A 24,532-nucleotide genomic window follows, 5' to 3' on the forward strand; every position below is an offset into this window, starting at 1 on the left:
ACTTTATGAACCCATATATAGAAATTGCAGGTCGAAAAATTGGACCAGATTTTCCGCCCTTAGTTATTGCCGAAATAGGAATTAATCACGAAGGCTCTTTAAAAGTAGCTAAAGAAATGGTTGATGCTGCAAAAAGAGCAGGCGTTGAGGTTGTCAAACACCAAACGCATATTGTGGAAGACGAAATGTCTGGCGCAGCCAAAAAAGTGATTCCAGGAAATGCAGATGTTTCTATATATGAAATTATGGAGCGCTGTTCCTTAAATGAAACTGAGGAATTAGACCTTAAAAATTATGTCGAAAGTCAAGGCATGATTTTTATTTCGACACCGTTTTCACGTGCAGCTGCTGAAAGACTAAAGAAATTTGATATTCCAGCTTATAAAATTGGCTCAGGTGAATGTAATAATTATCCTTTATTAGAACACATCGCTTCTTTTGGAAAACCTGTTATTTTAAGTACAGGAATGAATACAATCGAAAGTGTTCAAAAAGCAGTTGCTGTTTTTGACAAACATAATATTCCAGTAGCACTTTTGCATACTACAAATTTATATCCTACTCCAATACATTTGGTGCGTTATGGCGCGATGACTGAATTGCACGAAGCTTTTCCTGATAAAGTTTTCGGATTAAGTGATCATACTTTAAATAATAATGCTTGTCTAGGTGCTGTGGCTCTTGGGGCAAGTATTTTAGAAAGACATTTTACAGATCATATGCAACGAACAGGTCCAGATATCGTTTGCAGTATGGACGAAAAGGCATGTCAGGAATTAATTATTTCAAGTGCTGAAATTGCCTTAATGCGTGGCGGAACTAAAAAGCCAGCCTTAGAAGAACAAGTAACAATTGATTTTGCTTTTGCTACCGTTTGTAGCATTGCTTCAATTAAAAAAGGCGAGGTTTTTACAAAAGAAAACATCTGGGTTAAACGCCCAGGGACGGGTAAAATTCTTGCCGAAAAATTTGAAGATATTTTAGGCAAAACTGCCACAAGAAATATTGAAAATGATGAGCAATTAGACTTTTCAGATTTTGAGTAATTCAACAAAAAAAATTCTTTTCCTAACCGGAACACGGGCTGATTTTGGAAAAATAAAATCATTAATTTCAATTTTGGAAAGTCAGCCAGAATTTGAAGTTTTTGTATTTGTAACCGGAATGCATCTGCAGGAAATCTATGGATATACTTTAATAGAAATTGAGCGTTGTAATTTTAAAAATGTAATTACGTTTAAAAATCATACGCACGAAACAACAATGGATTTGACTTTGGCTAAAACCATTGAAGGATTATCAAATTATTGTAAAGAGATAAATCCCGATATGATTGTAGTGCATGGCGACCGAGTTGAAACGTTAGCAGGAGCAATTGTAGGTTCTTTAAATAACATTTTAGTATCACATATTGAGGGAGGCGAAATTTCGGGAACTGTTGATGAGCTAATTCGTCATAGTGTGAGTAAATTGAGCCATATACATTTTGTGTCAAATAAACTGGCAGCAAAAAGGCTTATTCAAATGGGTGAAATAAAAGAATCTGTTTTTGAAATTGGATCGCCTGATATTGATATTATGTTTTCTGATCAATTGCCAGACTTGGCTACGGCAAAATCGTATTACAAAATAGATTTTGAAAAGTATGCAATTGTTATGTTTCATCCTGTTACAACTGAAATTAAAAATATGAAGCAATTTGCTGAGGCTTTCGTTTCTTCACTATTGCGAGACAATCATAATTACATTGTTATTTTTCCAAATAATGATCTAGGAAGCCAATATATTATTGAAGCTTATGAGAAATTAAAAGGGAACTCAAGATTTAGAATTTTTCCTTCTCTTAGGTTTGAATATTTTCTGACTTTATTAAAAAATAGCCAGTTTATTATTGGAAACAGTAGTGCTGGAATAAGAGAAGCTCCTTATTATGGAATTCCGATTATCAATATCGGAACGCGTCAGCAAAATAGAGCACTTCATGCTGATATTATAAACACAGATTATTCTGAAAAGGGAATTGATCGATCACTTTCCATAATTGATTCTCATAAAGTACAAATTATTCAAGATGATTTTGGCGAAGGGAACAGTAATGACTTGTTTTTAAAATGTCTTCAAAAAGAGGCGATATGGAAGTTAAATCATCAAAAACAATTTAGAGATCTAGGAATTTGATTTCAACAAAAACTACTTATGAAAAATTTGTTCAAAAAATATACAACTTATGAAACTCGTTTAAAAATCAGATTTAAATGGAGAAGTATAAAAGCTTTTTTCTATATGTTTGATTTAGACAAATTAGCGACTATTCATAAAACAGATAAAAACAGATATCATTTTTATACACAGCATTATCAAAAACATTTTAGGCCATATAAATTTAAAAAAATCAAGTTTTTTGAAATTGGAGTAGGAGGTTATGAAAACCCTATTTTAGGAGGAGAATCACTTCGAATGTGGAAGTCTTTTTTTCCTTTTGCTAAAATATTTTCATTAGACATTTTTGATAAATCATTTCTGCAGGAAAGCCGAATTCAGATTTTTAAAGGAAGTCAAGTCGATGAAAAAGTATTAGGCGCAATTTGTGAGCAAGTAGGTGAGTTTGATTTAATAATTGATGACGGAAGCCATATTAATGAGCATGTAATTAAATCATTTGAATTTCTATTTCCTAAATTAAAAAAAGGAGGAATTTATGTAATTGAAGACACCCAGACTTCTTATTGGGAAGAATATGGAGGGAATTCTGAAGATTTTAATACAAAAGGAACAATTTATCATTATTTTAAATCGTTGATAGATTGCTTAAATAACGAAGAGTTTTTATTGCCAGGTTACAAAAAGTCGTATTATGATAAGCATATAATTTCGATGCACTTTTATCACAATATGATATTTATTTATAAAGGAGATAATAATGAACCGTCTAATAAATTAAGAAACAATCAGTTTAAATAAGAATGATTACGTTTTCTAATCTTGGTAAAAAAGGAAATTTAGGGAATCAATTGTTCCAAATTGCATCAACTATTGGAATTGCAGAAAACAATAATCATGAATATTGTTTTCCAAAATGGCAATTCTCAGAATATTTTAAATTTAATTTTAATGCTTGTTCCGATATTGAAGATTGGATTCAAGTAAAAGAATATAAGTTTAATTACTATGAATGGGAATTAATTGATGGGAATTATGATTTATTTGGGTGGTTGCAAAGTGAAAAATATTTTGTAGAATCTAAAATAAAGGAAGCATTTCAATTTAACAGTCAATTTGAAAATGATTTAATCGAAAAGTATAAATTTTTATTTTCCAAAAAGACCATTTTAGTTAGTGTCAGAAGAGGAGATTTTGTAAATAATCCCAATTATTTTCAATTGTCTTATCATTTTTATTTGACAGCGTTGATTTATCATTTTGAAAATTTAGAAGAATACAATATTGTTTTTACAAGTGATAATATAAGTTACTGTAAAAAGCATTTTTCGTTTCTTCCTAATGTTTTTTTTCTTGAAAATTTGAATCCGCTAGAACAGCTTTGTTTAGGTTCTAAATTGGATAATTATGTAATAAGTAATTCGACTTTTTCTTGGTGGCTGGCTTGGTTAGGCGAAAAAAAAGAAACAAAAATAATTCGGCCAGTTCAAATATTTGACAATGAATATTCAAAAAAATATGATGAATCTGATTATTTTCCAAATCGATGGATTTCACATGATGATACTAAATATGATTTGCCTAATAAATATTTAAAATTAAAAATTTATGGTTTTTTATATAATGCAGTTCAAAGAGTAAAATACATTTATAAAAAAAATAAAAAGTCATTAAAAAAAAGAATCAAAAAGCTTATAAATTATAACAAATAGATTTATAAAAAGTAAAGACGGATAATAGTGATTTCAGACTTGAAAATTTTGAATGTTTTCGAAAATAGAATACCTTGACCTTTAACCATCAGTAAGATTTTAAGAATATTAAATGTTAGTAAAAATAGAACGATATTTTAATGCCCCAGACTATAAAAGACAGACACCAAATTGTTCTATGAAATGGGGTGATATTATTTTTACAGAAGAGAAAATTGATGAATGCGATTATCTAGTAATTCTTGATTATCCAAAAGAAGATTTCACTATTAAGGTTAATAAAAATAATATTTTACATCTTTGTTTAGAACCGCCAAATGAATTTTCCAAATACAGGCAATATGCTAATAAAAATGTAAAGTGGATTTTCAATCAATTGGATATTAAAAAAAATAATATTCTCTCCCATGGCGCATTACCATGGCATATTAACAAAGATTTCGATTTTTTAAGCGAACTAAATGTCGAAACCTTATGCAAAGAAAATAGTATAGCCTGGATTACAAGTAATCAAAGAACATCGAAAGGACATAAAGCCCGAATGAAATTTTTGGATGAAATTAAATTAGAGCCTTTTGTGCATTTATACGGGAGAGGAATTCAGCCAATTCAAGATAAATGGGATGTTTTAAGTAAATCCAAATATGCAATTGCTTATGAAAATTTTCAAAACGATTTTTATTGGACTGAAAAAATAGCAGATTGTTTTTTAAGTTATACAATGCCTTTGTACTTTGGATGCAATAAAATAGAAAATTTTTTCCCTGCAAATTCTTACATTCAAATAGATCCTAATGACAAGCATATTAAATTATTTTTAAAAGAAATTACGAAGTCTAATAAATGGGAGGAAAATTTGGATGCAATTTCAAAAGCAAGACAATTAATTTTAAATGAATATCAATTGTTTCCTTTTCTATGCAATCAGATAAAATCATTTGAATTAGCAAAAGGAAACAATTTATCTTCAGAAAAAGAATTGATTTCTTTTAAAGGAGGAAATGCTTATTTTGATAATTATCCGCTTAGTGTCGCGATCCAAAAGCAAGCATTAAAGATAATGGATAAAGTAGGAAGTAAATTCTAATAATAAGATTTTCAAAATTTGATAAATAGATTTATATCGAAACGAGATTATATAGTAGAAAATAAAATGAAAAAATTAGGAATCGTAATAACCGATGGTGTCGGATTTAGAAATTTTGTCATGAGTGATTTTCTTGCAGAAGCAGTAAGTCAGTTTGATAAAATTATTATCTATTCTGGCTTGTCTGAAAGTTGTTATCCAGATTTAAATAATCCAAAACTTGAAATTAAGGAACTTGCTGTTTTTAAAGAAGGAAAAGCAACTTGGGCCTTTAGAAAATGGAAAGAAATTGCTCATTTGCAAAAAAATAAAAAATTTTATGGAATGAATGATAATCTCGTTTCGGGTTATCCTAAAAACAATTCTCTTCGATCTTTATTAATAAAGGGAATATATCTTTTTACAAAATACATTAATGGTAATTCAAGTATGTTATTTGCCGAAAAGCTTCAGTTTTTATCTTTTTCCAAAAATAGAATTACAAAAGAATATATTGAATTATTAAAAACAGACACTCCTTCGCAATTATTTTTTACCCATCAACGACCTCCGTATTTGGCTCCTTTTTTATATGCTGCGATTAAATCAAAAATTCCAACGAGTACTTTTATTTTTAGTTGGGATAATTTAGCTTCAAAAGGAAGAATGCTGGGTACTTTTGACAAGTTTTTGGTTTGGAGTAAATTAATGAAAGAAGAGTTGCTTTATTTTTATTCAAATACAAAAGAACAAGATGTACAAATTGTTGGGACGCCACAATTTGAGCCTTATGTTTTAGATGAATATAAATCTTCAAAAGAAAGTTTCTTAAGTAAATTTGGGTTAGATAAGAGTAAAAAAATAATTTGTTATAGTTGTGCCGATGTTTCTATTGGACCAAATGATCCTATAGTGATTAGAACTATTGCTGAGGCTATTCGAAATAATGAAATTAAATTTGATGTGCAGCTTTTGGTCAGAACTTCTCCTGCAGAGGATGACAGCAGGTTTAAAATACTACGTGACGAATTTCCAGAAATTATTTGGAATGTACCAAAATGGGTTTTAACAAGAGAAAATCATCAAGAAAGCTGGTCTCAGAGAATTCCAAGCCAAGAAGATATCATGGATTTGAGAGCACTGTTAGAAAATTCAGATCTTAGCATTAATATGTGTTCTACGATGAGTTTGGATTTCATGCTTTTTGATAAACCTGTAATTAATACTGTTTTTGGAAATCTTGAAAATGGTTTATATAATGATCAGCGATTTTTAAATTATGATCATTATAAAAAAGTAATTGACGGAAATGCTGTTACAATTGCCAAAGATAAAAGGAAACTTGTTGATCAAATTAATAAGGCTTTGAATAATCCTGAGGAAAGAAAACAGGAAAGAATTGAAATGATTAATTTGCAAATCGGACAAAGTCTTCAAGGAACAAGCAAAAGAATTGCTTCAACTCTAGCAAAATTCAATGAGTAAGAAAATAGCAATTATCTGTAATTATGTACTTCTTCCAGAACGAGTTGGAGGAATGGATCATTTTTTTTGGAGCTTTGATAAAAAATGTAAAGAAAATAATATTGAAATTGATTGGTTTTTCCCCAATAGGTCAAACCACGGGAATTATTCAGAGTTGAATATTTATGCCTCGGGACCGAATGTAGAAAACAATTTTCTAACTTTTCTCGAACAAAACAAACCTAAGTACACCTATGTTATTACTCATTTTGTTGAGTTGTGTACGCCATTTTTTAAAAAAGTAAAGCAATTTTCAGAAGCAGAAATTATTACTGTTGATCATAATCCTAGGCCTTTAAATGGATATGCATTAAAGAAAAGAATAAATAAAAAACTAAAGGGATCACTTTTTTCAAAATATATAAATCTCTTTGTCGGTGTTTCTGATTATACTGTAAATGAAATTTTAAAAGATTTTGGCTCACATTTAAAATCTAAAACTAAAACAATTTATAATGGAGTAATTATAGATAAAATTGTAGTTCGAGAGAATAGAAATGCTTTTAAACCAACTTTTTTAGTAGCCTCACACATTAGAGAATCAAAAGGAATACAAGATTTAATCGAATCTGTTTCGTTTCTTCCAGATAAAATAAAAGAAGAAATTAAGATTGATATTTATGGAGATGGTCCTTATAAGAATGAACTGTTAGAAAAAATTGAACAACATTCACTTCAAAATTGCTTTGATTTTAAAGGGAGCAAACCCAATTTGAATGAGATTTTTTTTCATTATGATTATATGGTGCAACCTACGCACATGGAATGTTTCAGTTTATCAATCTTAGAAAGCTTGGCAGCGAATGTTCCTGTAATAACTACTAATGTTGGAGGAAATGCAGAGGTTATAAAGAATGCCAAAAACGGATATATGTTTGAAGCAAAAGATACAAAGGCCTTGGCTCAAATTCTTGAAGATATTTATTTAGGAAACAAAAAGATATCGATTAATACGAGGGAATTAATTTGCAATTCCTTTTCTTTGCCGAAAATGGTAAAAGACCATTTTGAACTGCTTTACAAATAGATAAGTTTACAATTTTACAAATACATAAATGTTTTTTAACTCATTAGCATTTGCTATTTTCCTGCCAATCGTTTTTTTCTTGTATTGGTTTGTCTTTAATAAAACCAAAAGCACACAAAATGCTTTATTAATTATAGCCAGTTATTATTTTTATTCCTGCTGGGATTGGAGATTTTTGTTTTTGCTTGTTTTCTCAACATTTCTTGATTACTATACAGGAATCCAAATCGAAAAAGGGAAATCTGAAAACAGCCGTAAATTTTGGTTTTGGCTAAGTATCATAGTAAATCTCGGATTTTTAGGAATTTTTAAATACTATAACTTTTTTGCGGCTTCATTTTCAGATCTATTAAGTATAGTTGGGTTTAAGGCAAGTCCAATTTTATTAAAAGTTATTCTGCCAGTTGGAATTTCATTCTATACTTTTCACGGACTTTCATATGTTATAGATATTTATTACAAAAGAATTAAAGCCGAATATAATTTTGTCGATTATTCTTTGTTTGTCAGTTATTTTCCTCTTTTAGTAGCTGGTCCAATTGAAAGAGCTACACATTTGTTGCCTCAACTAAAAGTAAAGAGAGAATTCAATTTTCAAACTGCAAAAGAAGGTGTTTATCAAATTATTTGGGGTTTGGTGAAAAAAGTAGTTATTGCTGATACTTGCGCAACTTATGCAAACGCTATTTTTGATAATTATACGTCGATGAATTCATTTTCATTAATTCTAGGTGCTGTTTATTTTGCATTTCAGATTTATGGAGATTTTTCAGGTTACTCCGATATCGCTTTAGGAGTTTCAAAACTCTTTGGTTTAGATTTATTGCGAAATTTCAATTATCCTTATTTTTCGAGAGATATTGCCGAGTTTTGGCGTCGCTGGCACATTTCACTTTCGTCTTGGTTTCGCGATTATTTATATATTCCACTGGGCGGAAGCAAAGGCGGACTTTGGATGAAAATCAGAAATACATTTATCATTTTCCTTGTAAGTGGATTTTGGCATGGAGCAAATTGGACGTATGTAGTTTGGGGATTCATAAATGCAGTTTATTTTCTGCCTTTGCTTTTATCCAACAGCAACCGAAATAACATGGATGCTATTGAATTAAAATTTGATTTTGATTCTGTCAAAGTTGTAATGAGTATTTTATATACTTTTTTACTGACTTGTGCGGCTTGGATATTTTTTAGAGCTAAAACAATAACTGATGCCGTTTTGTATATAAAACGAATTTTTTCAAATAGAGATCTTAGCTTTCAATATTTAGAAAACGAACGATACAGTTATGAACTATTGGGATTGATTGGTTTGTTTTTACTCATCGAATGGAATAATCGAAATAAGGAAGAACCTCTTTCAGGGAAAAGAAGTTTATTGAAGATCGCTTTAGCAATAATAGCAATAATGGCTTTCGGAACCTTTTCAGATTACAAAGAATTTATATATTTTCAGTTTTAATGAAGAATTTTTTAATTTATATAGCAAAAATTTCAGCTTTAGTTATTCTCATTTCTGTAGCATTAGATGGACTTTATACGTATATCTTTCTCCAATCTAAAAATAGAGGGAAAATTGAAACTGTTTTTAATTCAAATGCACAAAAGTATGATGTTGTTATTTTAGGTTCTTCAAGAGCAAACAATCATTTTGTATCACAAATGTTTGAAGATAAAGGATTAAAAACTTTCAATTACGGAATGAGTGGTGGACATTTATTTGAGGCGTCATTAATGTTGAAATTAATGATTGAAAGAAAATATACAATTAAAAATGTAATTCTTGAGGCCGATTTAAATTTGGCTAGCGAGCATATGGCTGATGGTATTTCAGCTCTTTTTCTGCCTTATATTCATAACTCGAATATCATTAAAGAGCATTTTTCAGGACAAGAAAATTTCAATCAATTATATTATATTCCATTTTATCGATATATTAAATATGAAACAAAAATTGGTGTTCGAGAGACGTTTTTCACAGTAATTCATAAAAAAACTAATAAACTAGATAATTTAGGATATTACCCTTTGCAAAAAAATAAAAATGGTAATATGAAAAATAATATAATTAATTTAAATCTACTTCCTCAGAATAAGTATTACGAAGAAATAAAAAACATTTGCAAAGCAAATCACATTAATTTTATTGCTGTCATGACTCCAATGTGCGAAAACGTTGCAGGGATGGATTATTTTGAAAAGGTAAAAAAAGCATATCCGGAAATTCATAATTACGAAAATGTTGTTGTTGAGGATAAATATTTTTCATCCTGTGGGCATATGACAGATACTGGAGCAAAATTATTTACAGCCAGAATTTTAAAAGATTTTTTCCAAAAATAAAAACATGAAGATAGCTTTTTTGACGCCAGAATATCCACATGCCCAAACTGGTAATTCAGGGGGCATTGGCACAAGTATCAAAAATTTAGCAATTGGTCTTTTAGCTCAAGGAGTTTCAGTACGAGTTCTTGTTTATGGTCAAAAAGAAGATAATTTTTTTGATGATAATGGCATTTTAATTCAGCAGATTAAAAACATTAAAGTAAAAGGATTATCTTGGTGGTTTACCAGAAAAAAGCTTGAAAGAATAATTAATACATTATATCTTAATAAAGAAATTGATATAGTTGAAGCGCCTGATTGGACAGGAATTACCTCTTTTATTAAGCCTAATAAATGTCCATTAATAATTAGGTTAAATGGTTCTGATACTTATTTTTGTCATTTAGATAATCGTCCTGTAAAATGGATAAATAAGTTTCATGAAAAAAGGGCTTTGAAAAATGCAGACGCCTTACTATCTGTGAGTCAGTTTACAGCTGATGTAACAAATTCTATTTTTGGTTTCAATAAAAAATTTGAAATTATTCCAAATCCTATTGATTTTCAATTGTTTCGGAATAGCAAGTATAATGATAAATGCGAAAATATTCTATACTTTGGAAGCCTTATTCGGAAAAAAGGACTTTTAGAATTGCCTTTGATTTTTAATAAGGTTATCAAAAAAAAACCAGATGCAAAGTTGATTTTAGTAGGTAATGATGTTCCAGATATTATATCTGGAAATGCATCAACATGGCAAATGATGCAAAAACTTTTTTCTGAACAAGCATTAAAAAATGTCGAATATCTTGGAAGTGTCCCATATCATGAAATAAAGCAAAAAATTCAAGAATCAAAAATATGTGTTTTTCCATCTTTTGCTGAGGCTTTTCCAGTTTCTTGGTTAGAAGCGATGGCAATGGAAAAGGCAATTGTCGCATCAAACATTGGCTGGGCTTCTGAAATGATTAGTGAAGGAGAAAATGGCTTTTTGGTTTATCCAAAAGATCATGATTTGTATGCTCAAAGAATAATGGAGTTTTTAAACAACAAGGAACTTTGTTTTGAAACAGGAAAAGCAGCAAGAAAAAAAGTTGAAGAAGCTTTTGATATTAATGTTTTGGCAAAGAGAAATATAGAGTTTTATAAAAAAGTGAAAGTATAATTCATATTAAAAATGATACTAAAGGAGTTTATTGCAAGTACCGGAGAAATTATACTTTACAACGGCAAGCCTAATTTTGAAAAATTAGATGCCTTGATTTTAGGAGCGGGAGATATTTGGCACAGTTCATTTGAGCAGGGATATAAAAATGCTTTTCCAGAATTAGTGTATCAGACTGCCATTTTTTTTATTTTTATTAATGATTTTGATAATCTTGATGAATGTGTAAGCTGGAGAGTCAATCCAAATCAATTTGCGGTTCGTAAATCTGTTTGGGAACAGCTACAAGGTTTTGATTCTGAATATCAAAATATTCAATTGCAAGCATTAGATTTTGGATATAATGCGTTACGAAATTCAGCTGCGGTACCTCTATATATAAAAGGGCTTTTTGATATTAATCAAAAAGAAGAAATTAATATATCAGCAAAAGATAGATACGTTTTCTTCAGGAAGAATTTCAAAATGGATCATTCTGTTTTTATGTTATACAGAAAAGGATTTTGGAAATGGAAAGAATGGAATGCTCTATTTTATGCAAAGAAAAATTTCAATTTATCAGCTAAAAAGCCTTTGATTAAACCTCGTACGTTATTACCAATCGAGGGACAACCAACAGTAAGTTATATTATTCCTACGATGATGCGTCAGGAGTTTACTTTAAAATTATTACAAGATTTAGCAGTCCAGACTTATCCACTTTCTCAAGTTGTTATTGTTGATGCAACTCCAGCAAATGCAAGAGATGAAAAGTTATATCAAAAGCAAGATTTTCCTTTTGAACTAATTGTTAAATGGCAGGAAACTAAAGGAAGCTGCAGAGCCAGAAATGAGGCTATTGAATTGTGTACAGGTGATTATATTGTGTTTGGAGATGATGATATTCGAGTATTTCCAAATTTTATAGAAAATCATATAAAAATTCTGCAGACTTATAAAGCGGGTGCATGCAATGGCTTAGATATACTTGCAGATAATCAGCAACAAAATTTGACAGATCTAAAGAAAAAACTGAAAAAAGTAGATAAAAGTAGATGGAAAGTTGGAGCCAGTGGTAATTTTAGCAATGCAAATTCTTGTGCTAAATCAGAATATGTTAAAAAATTAATAGGTAATGATATTAATTTTGATGGAGGTTATGGAGAAGACAGCGATTTTGGGTTATCATTATTCAAGTTAGGGCAAATTGTTATTCATAACCCTTTCTCAGCTAACCTGCACTTAAAACCACCAGTAGGAGGTTATCGATTTTGGGGCAATCAAGCTAAAATTATAGGTAAGAAAAGAAAAACGCAACCGTGGGAATTAGATAATCCTGTAAAGTTTATTCGTCCCGTGCCAAGTCCTACCGTTATGTATGGAATTGTTAAGCATTTTGAAACGCAACAAGTAGTCGAATATAAACATAAACACTTTTTTCTTTATCTTTTCAAAGGTTCAAAAAAAGGCTTTTTATATCGATTTTTACGGCTTCCATATAAAAATCTGCAATTCAAGAAATCACTTTTTTATGCAAAAAAATTAAATAATCTAGGAATTAGATATAAATAAAACATGATTTTTTCATTAGTTATATGTACCTATATGCGACCAGAATCGTTACTAGCATTACTGGAATCGGTTCAACAACAAAGTTTATATCCAAACGAGATTTTAATAATTGATGGATCGAAAGATTTGGAAACAGAAAATGTCTTAAAGCAAAAACATTTTCAAAATCTAAATTATTTTTTAGTCTCAGAGGAAAATCGTGGTTTGACCAGGCAACGAAATTTCGGAATATCGAAATTAGATTCAAGTTCAGAAATTGTTTGTTTTTTAGATGATGATACTGTTTTAGAACAAAAATATTTTGAAGAAATTATAAAATCATTTCAAGCTGATAGCAATGTTGTTGGTGTTGGAGGTGTTGCGATTAACGAAAATAAATGGAAGCTTCAAGACAAGAACAAATATTATAACAAAAAGAAATTTTATTTGTTTGAAGAATACTTTTATCGTGAAAGCTTAAGAAATCTAGTGAGAAATTATCTAGGTTTGGGATCTAATCTAGAACCTGGAAGAATGCCACTTTACTCTCATGCTAAACCACCAGCATTTCCTCAAACAGGAAAAACTTATAATGTAGATTTGCTTATTGGCATGTCGATGTCTTTTAGAAAAGAAATAGTTGAAAAAATTAAATTTTCTAAGTTCTTTGACGGCTATAGTTTGTACGAAGATGCAGATTTTAGTTTAAGAGCCTTGCAATTTGGGAAAAATGTAATTAATACAAATGTCAAGTTAAATCATTTTCATGCCCTTTCAGGAAGACCAAATAAATATAGTTATGGAAAAATGGTAGTGAAAAATGGTTGGTATGTTTGGCACGTAAAAAACGCACAACCAGTAGTAATAGATCGGTTAAAATGGCATTTAATAACTTTACTTTTGATATTCCTAAGATTTTGTAATGTCTTTACGAGTAAAAAGAGAAAGGAAGCTTTTACTGAATCACTAGGAAGAGTGGTAGGCTGGTTTCAAGTTTTAATAAGAAAATAAAATAACTAATGTTTGAAAATATTATACATCCTGATTCTCACTCTAAATTAAAAGAAGTAAATACTAATTTTTATGTTTTTGAGGATGATTCGAAACTGCCGATTCATAATGGAATTCCAATTTTATTTGGTGCAGACTCTATTTTTAGTACACAGGATATTGTTAATTCAAAAGCTACCACTCAGGATCGTTCTCAATTAGATACTTCTAGATTTAAAAATTATATTAGAAGAAAATTGCTTCCATCTCTTTGTACAGATTTTAATTTAGAAAAGAGATATGAAGTGTTTGGACAATTAATTGATGAAGGAGGTAAGATACTAATATTAGGTGCAGGAGAAAAAGTGAATTACTATAAAAAGATCTTTCATAATCATGAAGTGTTTACATCAGATGTTCATAATCAATTTAATCCTGATTTTATTTTTGACGGTCATTTTATTCCTTTCGGCAATAATTCTTTTGATGCAGTTTTGGCAGCACAAGTTATAGAACACACGATCAATCCTTGGAAGTTCTGCTCTGAGTTACAAAGAGTAACTAAAACGGGCGGATTACTTCAAATTGAAGCGCCTCAGAGCTTTCCTTATCATGCAGAACCATACGATTTTTTTAGATTTACCTTTACAGGAATGAGAAGCCTTTTTCCTGAATGTGAAGTTGTAAAAGCAGAGTTAACAGAAGGTAGTGCTTCTAATGTCGCCGTTACAATTTCCAATTATTTTGTAAACCTTAGTTCAAAAAAGATTGTTAGAAGTGCTTGGTTATTTGTTACAAGATTACTTTTTGGATGGATGAAATATTTAGACAAAAAACAAGGAATTCTAAACAGAAGAAGTGTTTCTATGCCAAAAGGGTATGCTTTTACATTTAAGAAAGATATTGTAAAGAGAAGCTCTAAAGATTTATTAAAAGAGTTTTATGATTTGAAAAAATAACGGCATTTTAAAAATTTTAGAATACTATTAATGAAATTTACAATTATAACACATGTTGTGCATAAAAAAGAAGATGACAAATATTTTGGATATTCTCCTTATGTGCGCGAAATGAACATTTGGCTACAATATGTCGACGAATTAGTTATCGTTGCTCCATTATCGCAAAAAAAGAATATAACAGAAATTGATGATTTTTACAGTCTTAAAAGTATTGATTTTAAACAAATTCCTGATTTTAATATCACTAATTTTTTAAACATACTGGGGGCAATATATAAGTTACCAATCGTTTTTTGGACAATTTTCTGCGCTATGAAACAGTCAGATCACATTCATCTGCGTTGTCCAGGAAATGTTGGTTTACTAGGATGTGTGGCACAGATCTTTTTTCCAAGTAAAAAGAAAACAGCTAAATATGCAGGCAATTGGGATCCCGAAAGTAAACAGCCTTTAAGTTATCGTTTGCAAAAATGGATTCTTAGTAATTCATTTTTAACTCGTAATATGCAAGTTTTAGTTTATGGGAATTGGAAAAATCAATCTAAAAATATCAAACCTTTTTTTACAGCTACTTATTCTGAATCTGAAAAAGAAAATGTTTCTAAACAAAAGCTTGATATCACTATTCGTTTTATTTTTGTCGGAAGTTTAGTATCTGGAAAAAATCCTCTTTATGCTATAAAATTGATTCACAAATTAATTAAGAAAGACAAAAATGTGGTTTTAGATCTTTATGGAGATGGAATTGAAAGAAGTCATTTAGAAGCTTACATCAAAGAGAATAATTTGAAGAATCATATTTTTTTACATGGAAATCAGAGTAAAGAAATAGTTAAAAAAGCCTATCAAGAAAGCCATTTTGTAATACTACCATCTAAAAGTGAAGGCTGGCCAAAAGCTATCGCCGAGGGAATGTTTTGGGGATGCATTCCTATTGCCACAAAAGTGTCGTGTGTGCCCTTTATGCTTGATTACGGAAATAGCGGTATCTTACTAGATATGAATTTAAAAGATGATTCGGTAAAGATTGATTCTGTTCTTAAAAGTAATGACTTTTTTGTGAGTAAAAGTAAATTGGCTCAAGAATGGTCTCAGATTTATACAACAGATCTTTTTGAAAAAGAAATTAAAAATTTAGTATAAAAAATGAGAATTGTACAACTAATTGACACTTTAGAACCTGGAGGTGCAGAACGGATGGCTGTCAATTATGCCAATGCCTTAGTAAAAAAGATTACGTTTTCAGGCTTAATCGCAACAAGAAGCGAAGGGTTGCTCTTAGCTCAAATAGATGAAAGGGTTTCGTATAATTTTTTAAAAAAAAGAAAAGTAATCGATTTTCAAGCAATCAGAAAATTGAGAAAATATCTAATAGAGAATAAAATTGATATAATTCATGCTCATAGTTCTTCATTTTTTGCAGCTGTTTTAGTGAAATTTACATTACCGAACGTTAAAATTGTTTGGCATGATCATTACGGAATCTCACAAGATCTGGTTTCTAGGAAAAATCTGGTTTTAAAATTTTTCTCTTATTTTTTTCTCGGAATTATTGCAGTAAATTCGGAACTGAGATATTGGGCGAAATCCTATTTATTTTGTTCAAATAGTATTTATCTTCCAAATTTTATTGAGGATTCCTGTGATTCAAACGAAACAGTGACATTAAAAGGGGAAGAAGGTAAAAGAATCATATGCGTGGCAAATTTGCGTCCGCAAAAAAATCACAATTTAATCGTAGATGCAGCTGCTGTCTTAAAAAATAAATTTCCCGATTGGAGTTTTCATTTATTTGGTAAAAATTTTGAGGATTTATATGCTACACATTTGCTTCAAAAAGTAAGAAATTTGAAACTTCAGGAGAACGTTTTCTTTTACGGAGCGATAAATAATATTGGTTCTGCATTACAACAATGCGATATTGCTGTATTGCCCTCATTGTCAGAAGGCCTCCCTTTGGCGCTTTTAGAGTACGGATTAAATAAATTGCCTGTAGTAGTAACTGATGTTGGAGAAATACCAAATATTGTTATTTCTGGTGAAGATGGAATTATAATACAATCGTCTGATCTGAATGGATTCACAATTGCGATCGAAAATTTAATTTCTGACAAAATCTGGAGAAAGGAACTTGGTTTAAGATTATATTGTAAAATTAGTGAGAATTATAGCGAAAAAATCATTATTGATAGATATCTCTTAAAATTAGATCGCTGGTTGGGTTGTGCTCTTTAAGTAAATTTATAAAAAATTAATGAAAACAAAATTTTCATACACCTACCTTATTTTAATTCATGCATCGATTGCATTAGCGGTTTTCGTTGAGCCATTTTTGTCTAAAATTTATGCACTTTTAATTCCAGTAACTGGCACTTTTATTGTCTTTCGAACAAAAAATAAAAATAATGAAGTGCTTTATGTTGCAAGTTACCTTGTTGGAGCTGAGGTTTTTTTGAGAATGACAGGGGGAAATTTCAGCAATGAATATGTAAAATACCTAGTTATGTTCTTCATGTTTTTAGGAATGATATATAGTAACTTTTCTAAAAATTCCATTATTTACTGTTTTTTTCTGCTCCTTCTAATACCTGGGATTTTAATTACTGCGAATACCGAATATTTTGACATTGATATTAGAAAAGTACTGTTTTTTAATTTATCGGGACCAGTTTGCTTAGCAATCAGTGCTATCTATATGTTTAAGAGAAAAATTTTATTTGAACAATTGCAAAATATAATGGTTACAATGGGATTGCCAATTATTTCTATGACTGTTTATTTGTTTTTATATAACCCTAGCGTTCAAGATGTGGTTAAAAGTACTCAGTCTAATTTTGCAACTTCTGGTGGTTTTGGCCCAAATCAAGTTTCAACAATTTTGGGCTTAGGCATGTTTATATTTTTTTCGCAATTGGTTTTGTTTTCAAAATCAAAACAAATGTTATTTCTAAATGGGTTTTTATTTCTTTTTCTTAGTTATAGGGGGGTAGTGACTTTTTCTAGGGGCGGAATAATAACTGCGGTTGCAATGATTGTTTCATTTCTCTTGTTAATGTATTTTTATTCCACTGCCAAAAATAAGGCTAAACTTGGTTTTGTAATGATGCTTACTTTTTTGATGGGTATTGGGATTTGGACTTACAGTTCTCTTCAGACTTCTGGACTTATAGGTAAAAGATATGCAAATGAAGATGCTTTAGGAAGAGCTAAGAAAGATAGGTTAGGAGGCCGCGAAGAGATTATTAATGCAGAATTTAAGTTATTTCTAGAGTCTCCTATTTTTGGGGCAGGTGCAGGATTGGGTAAAAAAGTCAGAAAAGAATCTTTGGGATATGAAATTGCTTCTCACAATGAAGTTACAAGAATGTTTGCTGAGCATGGTTTGTTCGGGATCTTTGGGCTTTTAATATTATTGATAACGCCTTTTGTTTTCTACTTCAATAATCGGCAACATTTGTATTTCTTATCATTTTTTATCTTTTGGCTACTGACCATAAATCATGCCGCAATGCGAACTGCTGCTCCAGCATTTATTTATGCTTTATCATTGCTTTCAGTGCGAATTACGATTCCGGAAAAAGCTGAGAATTAAGACAGTGAATTGTGATTTTTTATAATACATTTGTGTCTAAGAAAAAGTCCCCAAACTTTAAAACTTACGACTGATTATGATTAATAAAAAAATGCATTTCGAGATTTCGGAAAGGAAAATACTATTGCATATTTTTGATGCCGTTTTTATTTTTACAGGTTTATACGTATTACATTTTCTATTTGATAACCGGTATTATGTTTTAGATTTCCATTATTATTTCAGACCAATTTTGCTTATTGCTTATATAATTATTTTTGGAGCAATTTTCGAAATGTATAATCTCCAGATCGCTAGTAATCAGTTTCAAATACTTCGAAGCGTTATTTTAGCGGTCACCGCAGCAATAATACTTTATTTATTTACTCCAATCTTATCGCCCGAACTTCCGAAAAAACGTTTAGTTATTTTGGTTTTCTACTTTACAGTTCTTGGCTCCATGCTGGTTTGGCGTTTTTTTTATGCCATTTTCTTAGCTTCACATCGATTTTCTCAGAATGTGGTTTTGATATGTGATCAGGATCAGGTAGAAGAATTGGTTCTAGGCCTTGAAAATGTTGATCCACATTACACTATAATTGGTTTTGTGAATTCAGATTCAGTTTCTGTTGAAAGCAACGAGTTTAATTATGTAAAAGAGATTAAGAAGCAAGATTTAGAAGACTTTGTGGTTCATCATAACGTTTCTGAAATTGTCATCGCGGCTCAAAAAACAGACGGAATTACGGCTGATCTTTATCAGCAATTACTTCACTTATTAGAATCGGGTAATATTATAAAAGAATATACGCATGTGTATGAAAATAAAACACAGCGAATTCCGGTACATTATATTGAACGTGATTTTTATCGTTTTTTCCCGTTTAGTCGCAGTAACAGCAATAAATTATATTTAATATTAATTCGTTTAATAGAATTTGTTCTGTCTTTTATAGGTTTGATTTTTTGCGTCATTTTTATGCCATTTATTTTTATCGGTAATCTTATAGCAAATAAAGGGAGCTTGTTTTATACGCAGGAACGCGTTGGCAAAAATGGTGTTATCTTTAAGATTTATAAGTTCAGAACAATGGTTGAAAATAACGATGTCAACGGTCCTTTTGCACAGTCAAATGATAAAAGGGTTACGCCATTTGGAAAATTTATGCGTAAATCCAGATTAGATGAATTGCCACAGTTTTTTAATGTGCTAATGGGAGATATGGGTGTAATAGGCCCAAGACCAGAGCGTCCTTATTTCGTTTCTGAAATTGCTAAAATAATGCCTTTTTATGAAACGCGTCATGTTATAAAACCAGGTTTAACGGGCTGGGCTCAGGTAAATTATTCGTATGGAGAATCAATTGATGAAAGTTTGATAAAACTTCAATATGATTTATACTACATCAAACACCGAAGTATCTTTTTAGATTTAAGTATCACTTTCAAAACAATTACAACGGTTCTTTTTTATCGCGGACAATAATTTAGATAATAATCGGAATACGTTTTTTGTTTCTGATTACGACTCTTGCCAAGACAAATCCGCTAGTAATAATCATTGGCAAAACAATAAAAAAGTGTGCTTTGTTGATTAGAAAAAGAGTGTAAACTAGTAAGAATAATAAATGTAAGACCGCAAATCGATACGTCCATCTTTTGTTTTTTAGCGCAGATAAAACAATCAAAATCAATAATAGCGGACTAAATAATAATACATTGTAATTCATTGCCAATTCGTGGTGAAAAGAATAAAATCCAACCGCCACAAAAAATACTCCCATTAACGACAAAATAAAAAGATAGATTTTGTCGATTACTTTATTTTTGGCAAAAACCACAAATGCTAAAATAATTATATAAGTATAGACATTATTCCACCATGATGAAGGTGTTTCTTTCTCAAAATTCAAAAGTGTTTGGCTTTTTCCTGCTAAAGGATGTCCTTTAAAAGTAGTTTTTTCTAAACTGTTTTTTAGCTCAAAAGGCAAGAATATTTTGGTTCCCAATTGATCTACTTTGGTGCCAAAAATAATGCTGGTTCCTAATTTGTCATAAAAATGGCCATCAAAATACGGGAATAAAATAGAACGATATGTTTTGTCTGTATCTCCTTTTTTAGTGATAACGCTTCCGTTTAGTGTTTTATTGATAATGTCGACTACCATCGATGTGCAGTTTTTATCAATGAATTTATAGGTATAGTAGCGATCTTCAGAAAGCAAAGTCGCGTTCAAGTTATCAAACAGCTTTTGTTTTGAATCTTGAGAAATAAGTAATTCTTGTTCAAAAACGCTTCGTTTCTCATAATTGTATTCATTCATAAAATCAATAAATGGATGAACAATCACAAAATATTGAAGATCACCTTTTGCAAACTTGGCAACAAAATTTGGTGTTCTGAAATCAAATGCACCATAATTGTAAACGTAGTCAATATTGTTTACAGGATCAGCAACACGAATGGCAGTATGACCAAAATAGGAGTAAGTTTCGTTTCCTAGCCCGCAGGTTAGAACGCTTATTTTAGCATCTTTTGATAAAGGTAAATTTTGGCTAAAACCAATAAAACTCACTAAGAATAGTAAACAAAAAAGTGTTTTTTTGAAAAGGACATTTTTCATGATTTAAAATTTTTAAGAAGTTTTATTGAGTTGCAAAATTTATCTAAAGATACCTAAATCTACTTTTAAAGAAAAAATATTCGAATAAAGTGCCGCACTTTGATTGCCTAAATCAGTCAAAGCATAATCGACCTGAATTCCTTTGTATTTGAAGCCAAGACCAATATTGGGCTGGAAATTTACTTTTTCGGTATTGTCTAATTGCATTACATTCTGAAAATTTCCTGCACCGGCTCTCAAGAAAACAAGATCGGTGTATCCAAATTCAAAACCAACTGCTGGATCGATACTTACTACTTTTGATGAAATAATATCATTTGTCTGCTCAAAACGCATATTCAAATTTGTTGCGACTAAAAGGCTATAATCATTATGAAAATCAAACTTTTTTGAAACTCCCAATTGCGCTTTTGGTAAAGTGATTTCAGTGCTTTCAGGCAATTCATTGTTTTCTCCCGGAATGGCGTTGGCAATTTTTGCATATTCTTCTTCGTCAATATTCCAGATATTGTAAGTGGTTGTAATGTCACGAAGCATTAAGCCGAATTTCCAGTCATTGCGTTCAAACTGCAATCCTATATCAAAACCAAATCCCCATGAATTGGCAAATTTTCCAATAATTCGTCTGATTACTTTTGCATTCACGCCGTATTGAAAACCTTCAACCGGCAATTTTCGGCCGTATGAAAAAGTAAAACCGTAATCTGCAGTCGAAAACAAACTGATTCGATTATAATCAATATTTCCTTGGCTGTCGATCAATTGCGTGGTATCCATAATGTCATCAACTCCAAAACGAATCATCGAGATTCCCCAGGCACTTCGGTCATCAATTGGACTTGCATATGCTATAAAATCATATTGTGCAATGTTAGCAAAATAATTTGCATGCATTAAGGATATTTGATGATCTTCAAGATTTGTTAAACCGGCTGGATTCCAGTATGTAGCGTTAACATCATTTGTTGAAGCAACAACGGCGCTCGACATTCCTAATGCCGCAGCATCAACACCAATATTCATAAACTCATTCGAGTATTTACGAACGGTTTGTGCATACTGTGAAGCGAAACTCCAAAACAATAAAAACGCAAAAAGTTTTTTCAACGGCTATTTATTTGCAGACTGAGGCCTGTTTTAATTTTTTCCAAAAATAGAATATTTTACTCATCTAATTTTCGTCCTTCTGATAAATATCGACAAAGTTGCAATTTGAAACTTCTTTTTAATGGACTCGTTTTCTATCTAGTATAGAAATTCAGGCAGATTGTTTAAATAATTTATCATAAATGTAAAAATGGCATGTTATTTTATACGAAATTTGTTCTCACCATTATCAAACTTTATAAAAATGAATATTAAAAAACACATTCCTAATTTAATTACCTTAATAAATCTTTTCTGTGGCTGTGTAGCCGTTGTTTTTATATCTCAAGCCAATTATGAAATGGCTTTTTACATGGTTTGTTTAGGAATATTTTTTGATTTTTTTGATGGTTTTTTTGCCAGATTATTTAAAGTTTCAAGTCCGCTTGGATTACAGTTGGATTCTTTGGCAGATATGGTTACCAGTGGAGTTGCGCCTGGCTATGTAATGTATACTTTGTTTGCAAATAGTGCACACGAGTTAGGGACTAATTCTTTTATACCATTTTTAGGTTTTATTGTTACTTTGGGTTCTTGCTATCGTTTAGCAAATTTTAATATCGATACACGTCAGACAGATTCTTTTATTGGTTTGCCAACTCCTGCAAATTCTCTTTTTATCTTGAGCCTTCCGTTGGTTTTAAAGTTTTCAGATTCTTTAATGCTTCTTGAAATTTTAACCAATCAATATATTTTGCTAATAATCACGTTATGCAGTGCGTATATTTTAAATGCCGAAATCCCTTTGTTTGCATTAAAAATTAAAAAATTCACTTTTAAAGATAATGTACTTCAAATTGTGTTCTTGGCAATTTCTCTTGTTTTGCTTTTATTGCTTCAGTTTGGAGCAATTCCAGTTATCATCATTTTTTATGTATTGTTGTCAATCATAAATAATATGTTTTTGAAGAAGTAGTTTACATTGTAATGGCAAGAAAAACAACTTACCGCAAAACATATGCAAGAAAACCGGCTGGAAGATCTTTTTTAAGCAAGCTGATTCGGTTTGTTGTATATTCTTTTTTAATAGTGCTTTTCATTGGGGCAATATATCATTATCGCGCCGGATTAGCGTATTACCTCGGATTTAAATCGGATAAAACTTTAGATGAAAATGAAGTGGACAAGCATCTTTCGGATGTTCGAAATATTCGTGTTCTCGAAAATCACAAAGGAAAAGTTGTCGGATTTGATGTTTCGGAATTTCAGGGAAAAGTAGATTGGGAAGAAGTCGAAATTTTAGACGAGAAATATCCGGTGCAGTTTGTTTTTATCAGAGCAACAGCTGGGAATGATTATGTTGACAGACAATTTAAAAGAAATTGGGAAGGCGCAAAAGAAAATAAAATTATGCGCGGCGCGTATCATTATTATCGCCCAAATGAAAATTCAATTGAACAAGCAAATCTTTTTATCAAAACCGTAAAATTGCAAAAAGGCGATCTTCCGCCAGTTTTAGATATCGAAAAACTACCGAAAAACCAGCCTTTAGACAGTTTAAAAAAAGGTTTGAAGCGTTGGTTAACTAAAGTCGAAAAGCATTATCAGGTTCGTCCAATAATTTATTCAGGTGAAAGATATTATAGTGATTTCTTAAAAGAAGAATTTAGCGAATATTTATTCTGGATTGCCAACTACAATTTCTACAGAGAAAAAATTGAAGACGATTGGCTTTTTTGGCAGTTTACAGAAAAAGCTTCTTTGCCAGGAATCAAACATCGAGTTGATGTGAATATTTATAATGGCGACTTGGAGCAGTTGCAGTTTATTACAGTGGAATAAAAGTGTTCAGTGGTCAGGTTTTTAGTGTTCAGTCTTTTAGAATAAAAAAAAACAGTTTTTTAGTGATCAGCTTGAAACTCAATACTAAAAAACTGTATACTGCTTACTTTTTTAAGAACTGATCACTAAAAACCTGACCACTGAACACTTTTTAAAACTCAAGTTTCTTCTTACGAAGTTCGAAGTTTTGTCCAAGATAAACACGGCGAACCATTTCATCTTCTACTAATTCTTCTGGAACTCCAGCTTTCAGGATTCCTCCTTCAAACATCAAGTATGTTTTATCGGTAATAGCTAAAGTTTCCTGAACGTTGTGATCGGTAATTAAGATTCCGATATTTTTGTTTTTTAACTGAGCAACAATTCGCTGAATATCTTCAACCGCAACCGGGTCAACTCCTGCAAAAGGCTCATCCAATAAAATAAATTTTGGATCGGTTGCCAATGCACGAGCAATTTCAGTACGACGACGTTCTCCTCCAGAAAGTAAATCGCCTCGGTTAGTACGAATATGTTCTAAGCTGAATTCTTCAATTAAACTTTCCATTTTTGCAATTTGAGCTTCTTTCGAAAGTTTAGTTAATTGCAAAACGCTCAAGATATTATCTTCGATACTCAATTTTCTAAAAACTGAAGCTTCTTGTGCCAAATAACCAATTCCTTGCTGTGCACGTTTGTACATCGGATAATCAGTAATATTCAAATCATCAAGATAGATATTTCCTTGATTTGGTTTTACCAATCCAACAATCATATAGAAAGAAGTGGTTTTTCCAGCACCATTCGGACCTAAAAGTCCTACGATTTCTCCTTGATTTACTTCAACAGAAATTCCTTTTACAACACTTCGGCCTTTGTATGTTTTGATTAAATTATCGGCTCTTAATTTCATTTTATTAGTTTAATCGTTTAATCGATAAATCGTAGTCGTTGCAAATTAACGAATAA

22 protein-coding genes are annotated in these 24,532 nt (G+C 30.8%); 19 read left to right on the plus strand and 3 right to left on the minus strand.

From position 1 onward, the window contains the following. The first annotated feature begins 5 nt into the window (after positions 1–5). The 17 genes from neuB (at position 6) to RB619_RS15740 (ending at position 19,518) form a co-directional block, all read left to right on the plus strand. A complete protein-coding gene (neuB, locus tag RB619_RS15660; protein ID WP_308099121.1) occupies positions 6–1,046 on the plus strand; it encodes an N-acetylneuraminate synthase in 1,041 nt (346 codons plus the stop codon). After that, positions 1,039–2,178, plus strand: a complete 1,140-nt coding sequence (neuC, locus tag RB619_RS15665; RefSeq protein ID WP_308099123.1) for a UDP-N-acetylglucosamine 2-epimerase — start codon at positions 1,039–1,041, stop codon at positions 2,176–2,178. Before neuB ends, neuC begins: the two co-directional genes overlap by 8 nt. Before the next feature lie 18 nt (positions 2,179–2,196). Further along, positions 2,197–2,961, plus strand: a complete 765-nt coding sequence (locus RB619_RS15670; RefSeq protein ID WP_308099125.1) for a class I SAM-dependent methyltransferase — start codon at positions 2,197–2,199, stop codon at positions 2,959–2,961. A gap of 2 nt (positions 2,962–2,963) precedes the next feature. Continuing rightward, complete coding sequence (locus RB619_RS15675; RefSeq protein ID WP_308099127.1) at positions 2,964–3,872, plus strand: alpha-1,2-fucosyltransferase; 909 nt, start codon at positions 2,964–2,966, stop codon at positions 3,870–3,872. A gap of 112 nt (positions 3,873–3,984) precedes the next feature. Next, complete coding sequence (locus tag RB619_RS15680) at positions 3,985–4,959, plus strand: glycosyltransferase family 10 domain-containing protein (RefSeq protein WP_308099130.1); 975 nt, start codon at positions 3,985–3,987, stop codon at positions 4,957–4,959. 66 nt (positions 4,960–5,025) lie between these two features. Next, positions 5,026–6,423, plus strand: coding sequence for a hypothetical protein (locus RB619_RS15685; protein ID WP_308099132.1), 1,398 nt, complete (start codon positions 5,026–5,028; stop codon positions 6,421–6,423). Beyond that, positions 6,416–7,489: a glycosyltransferase family 4 protein gene (locus tag RB619_RS15690; protein ID WP_308099134.1), complete on the plus strand. Its 1,074-nt coding sequence runs from the start codon at positions 6,416–6,418 to the stop codon at positions 7,487–7,489. Before RB619_RS15685 ends, RB619_RS15690 begins: the two co-directional genes overlap by 8 nt. Before the next feature lie 28 nt (positions 7,490–7,517). Beyond that, positions 7,518–8,951, plus strand: a complete 1,434-nt coding sequence (locus RB619_RS15695; RefSeq protein ID WP_308099136.1) for an MBOAT family O-acyltransferase — start codon at positions 7,518–7,520, stop codon at positions 8,949–8,951. Beyond that, positions 8,951–9,832, plus strand: coding sequence for a hypothetical protein (locus RB619_RS15700; protein WP_308099138.1), 882 nt, complete (start codon positions 8,951–8,953; stop codon positions 9,830–9,832). Before RB619_RS15695 ends, RB619_RS15700 begins: the two co-directional genes overlap by 1 nt. Before the next feature lie 4 nt (positions 9,833–9,836). Continuing rightward, positions 9,837–10,979: a glycosyltransferase family 4 protein gene (locus tag RB619_RS15705; protein ID WP_308099140.1), complete on the plus strand. Its 1,143-nt coding sequence runs from the start codon at positions 9,837–9,839 to the stop codon at positions 10,977–10,979. A 12-nt stretch (positions 10,980–10,991) separates the two neighbouring features. Further along, positions 10,992–12,530: a glycosyltransferase family 2 protein gene (locus RB619_RS15710; RefSeq protein WP_308099142.1), complete on the plus strand. Its 1,539-nt coding sequence runs from the start codon at positions 10,992–10,994 to the stop codon at positions 12,528–12,530. A 3-nt stretch (positions 12,531–12,533) separates the two neighbouring features. Further along, on the plus strand, positions 12,534–13,520 hold the full coding sequence (locus RB619_RS15715; protein ID WP_308099144.1) for a glycosyltransferase: 987 nt from the start codon (positions 12,534–12,536) through the stop codon (positions 13,518–13,520). Positions 13,521–13,528: 8 nt separating this feature from the next. After that, on the plus strand, positions 13,529–14,458 hold the full coding sequence (locus RB619_RS15720) for a methyltransferase domain-containing protein (RefSeq protein ID WP_308099146.1): 930 nt from the start codon (positions 13,529–13,531) through the stop codon (positions 14,456–14,458). Positions 14,459–14,488: 30 nt separating this feature from the next. Beyond that, positions 14,489–15,604, plus strand: coding sequence for a glycosyltransferase (locus RB619_RS15725; protein WP_308099148.1), 1,116 nt, complete (start codon positions 14,489–14,491; stop codon positions 15,602–15,604). A 3-nt stretch (positions 15,605–15,607) separates the two neighbouring features. Further along, positions 15,608–16,696 (plus strand): glycosyltransferase, encoded by a 1,089-nt coding sequence (locus tag RB619_RS15730; protein WP_308099150.1) that lies wholly within the window; start codon positions 15,608–15,610, stop codon positions 16,694–16,696. 19 nt (positions 16,697–16,715) lie between these two features. Then, positions 16,716–18,053 (plus strand): O-antigen ligase family protein, encoded by a 1,338-nt coding sequence (locus RB619_RS15735; RefSeq protein WP_308099152.1) that lies wholly within the window; start codon positions 16,716–16,718, stop codon positions 18,051–18,053. Positions 18,054–18,126: 73 nt separating this feature from the next. After that, positions 18,127–19,518, plus strand: coding sequence for a sugar transferase (locus tag RB619_RS15740; protein ID WP_374119723.1), 1,392 nt, complete (start codon positions 18,127–18,129; stop codon positions 19,516–19,518). Position 19,519: 1 nt separating this feature from the next. Here RB619_RS15740 and RB619_RS15745 read toward each other — a convergent pair whose 3' ends face one another. Both RB619_RS15745 and RB619_RS15750 read right to left on the minus strand, forming a co-directional pair. Further along, positions 19,520–20,656: a DUF4105 domain-containing protein gene (locus tag RB619_RS15745; RefSeq protein ID WP_308099155.1), complete on the minus strand. Its 1,137-nt coding sequence runs from the start codon at positions 20,654–20,656 to the stop codon at positions 19,520–19,522. A gap of 39 nt (positions 20,657–20,695) precedes the next feature. Continuing rightward, positions 20,696–21,679 carry a PorV/PorQ family protein gene (locus tag RB619_RS15750; protein WP_308099649.1) on the minus strand — a complete coding sequence of 328 codons (984 nt, stop codon included), beginning with the start codon at positions 21,677–21,679 and terminating at the stop codon, positions 20,696–20,698. Positions 21,680–22,007: 328 nt separating this feature from the next. Between RB619_RS15750 and RB619_RS15755 the strand changes: the two genes are divergently transcribed. Continuing rightward, positions 22,008–22,718, plus strand: a complete 711-nt coding sequence (locus tag RB619_RS15755; RefSeq protein ID WP_308099157.1) for a CDP-alcohol phosphatidyltransferase family protein — start codon at positions 22,008–22,010, stop codon at positions 22,716–22,718. A gap of 11 nt (positions 22,719–22,729) precedes the next feature. Continuing rightward, complete coding sequence (locus RB619_RS15760) at positions 22,730–23,584, plus strand: glycoside hydrolase family 25 protein (protein WP_308099159.1); 855 nt, start codon at positions 22,730–22,732, stop codon at positions 23,582–23,584. Between the two features lie 151 nt (positions 23,585–23,735). Here RB619_RS15760 and lptB read toward each other — a convergent pair whose 3' ends face one another. Continuing rightward, positions 23,736–24,476 (minus strand): LPS export ABC transporter ATP-binding protein, encoded by a 741-nt coding sequence (gene lptB, locus RB619_RS15765; protein WP_012022391.1) that lies wholly within the window; start codon positions 24,474–24,476, stop codon positions 23,736–23,738. Positions 24,477–24,532: the final 56 nt, after the last annotated feature.

This window comes from Flavobacterium sp. LHD-80 (assembly GCF_030929605.1).
In the GTDB taxonomy this organism is placed as follows: domain Bacteria; phylum Bacteroidota; class Bacteroidia; order Flavobacteriales; family Flavobacteriaceae; genus Flavobacterium.

Excerpts from the sequence above, each read along its gene's own strand:
- neuB (WP_308099121.1), top strand. The coding sequence starts at position 6 with ATGAACCCATATATAGAAATTGCAGGTCGAAAAATTGGACCAGATTTT.
- RB619_RS15670 (WP_308099125.1), top strand. The coding sequence starts at position 2,197 with ATGAAAAATTTGTTCAAAAAATATACAACTTATGAAACTCGTTTAAAA.
- RB619_RS15675 (WP_308099127.1), top strand. The coding sequence starts at position 2,964 with ATGATTACGTTTTCTAATCTTGGTAAAAAAGGAAATTTAGGGAATCAA.
- RB619_RS15680 (WP_308099130.1), top strand. The coding sequence starts at position 3,985 with ATGTTAGTAAAAATAGAACGATATTTTAATGCCCCAGACTATAAAAGA.
- RB619_RS15685 (WP_308099132.1), top strand. The coding sequence starts at position 5,026 with ATGAAAAAATTAGGAATCGTAATAACCGATGGTGTCGGATTTAGAAAT.
- RB619_RS15690 (WP_308099134.1), top strand. The coding sequence starts at position 6,416 with ATGAGTAAGAAAATAGCAATTATCTGTAATTATGTACTTCTTCCAGAA.
- RB619_RS15695 (WP_308099136.1), top strand. The coding sequence starts at position 7,518 with ATGTTTTTTAACTCATTAGCATTTGCTATTTTCCTGCCAATCGTTTTT.
- RB619_RS15700 (WP_308099138.1), top strand. The coding sequence starts at position 8,951 with ATGAAGAATTTTTTAATTTATATAGCAAAAATTTCAGCTTTAGTTATT.
- RB619_RS15705 (WP_308099140.1), top strand. The coding sequence starts at position 9,837 with ATGAAGATAGCTTTTTTGACGCCAGAATATCCACATGCCCAAACTGGT.
- RB619_RS15710 (WP_308099142.1), top strand. The coding sequence starts at position 10,992 with ATGATACTAAAGGAGTTTATTGCAAGTACCGGAGAAATTATACTTTAC.
- RB619_RS15715 (WP_308099144.1), top strand. The coding sequence starts at position 12,534 with ATGATTTTTTCATTAGTTATATGTACCTATATGCGACCAGAATCGTTA.
- RB619_RS15720 (WP_308099146.1), top strand. The coding sequence starts at position 13,529 with ATGTTTGAAAATATTATACATCCTGATTCTCACTCTAAATTAAAAGAA.
- RB619_RS15725 (WP_308099148.1), top strand. The coding sequence starts at position 14,489 with ATGAAATTTACAATTATAACACATGTTGTGCATAAAAAAGAAGATGAC.
- RB619_RS15730 (WP_308099150.1), top strand. The coding sequence starts at position 15,608 with ATGAGAATTGTACAACTAATTGACACTTTAGAACCTGGAGGTGCAGAA.
- RB619_RS15735 (WP_308099152.1), top strand. The coding sequence starts at position 16,716 with ATGAAAACAAAATTTTCATACACCTACCTTATTTTAATTCATGCATCG.
- RB619_RS15745 (WP_308099155.1), bottom strand. The coding sequence starts at position 20,656 with ATGAAAAATGTCCTTTTCAAAAAAACACTTTTTTGTTTACTATTCTTA.
- RB619_RS15750 (WP_308099649.1), bottom strand. The coding sequence starts at position 21,679 with ATGAATATTGGTGTTGATGCTGCGGCATTAGGAATGTCGAGCGCCGTT.
- RB619_RS15755 (WP_308099157.1), top strand. The coding sequence starts at position 22,008 with ATGAATATTAAAAAACACATTCCTAATTTAATTACCTTAATAAATCTT.
- RB619_RS15760 (WP_308099159.1), top strand. The coding sequence starts at position 22,730 with ATGGCAAGAAAAACAACTTACCGCAAAACATATGCAAGAAAACCGGCT.
- lptB (WP_012022391.1), bottom strand. The coding sequence starts at position 24,476 with ATGAAATTAAGAGCCGATAATTTAATCAAAACATACAAAGGCCGAAGT.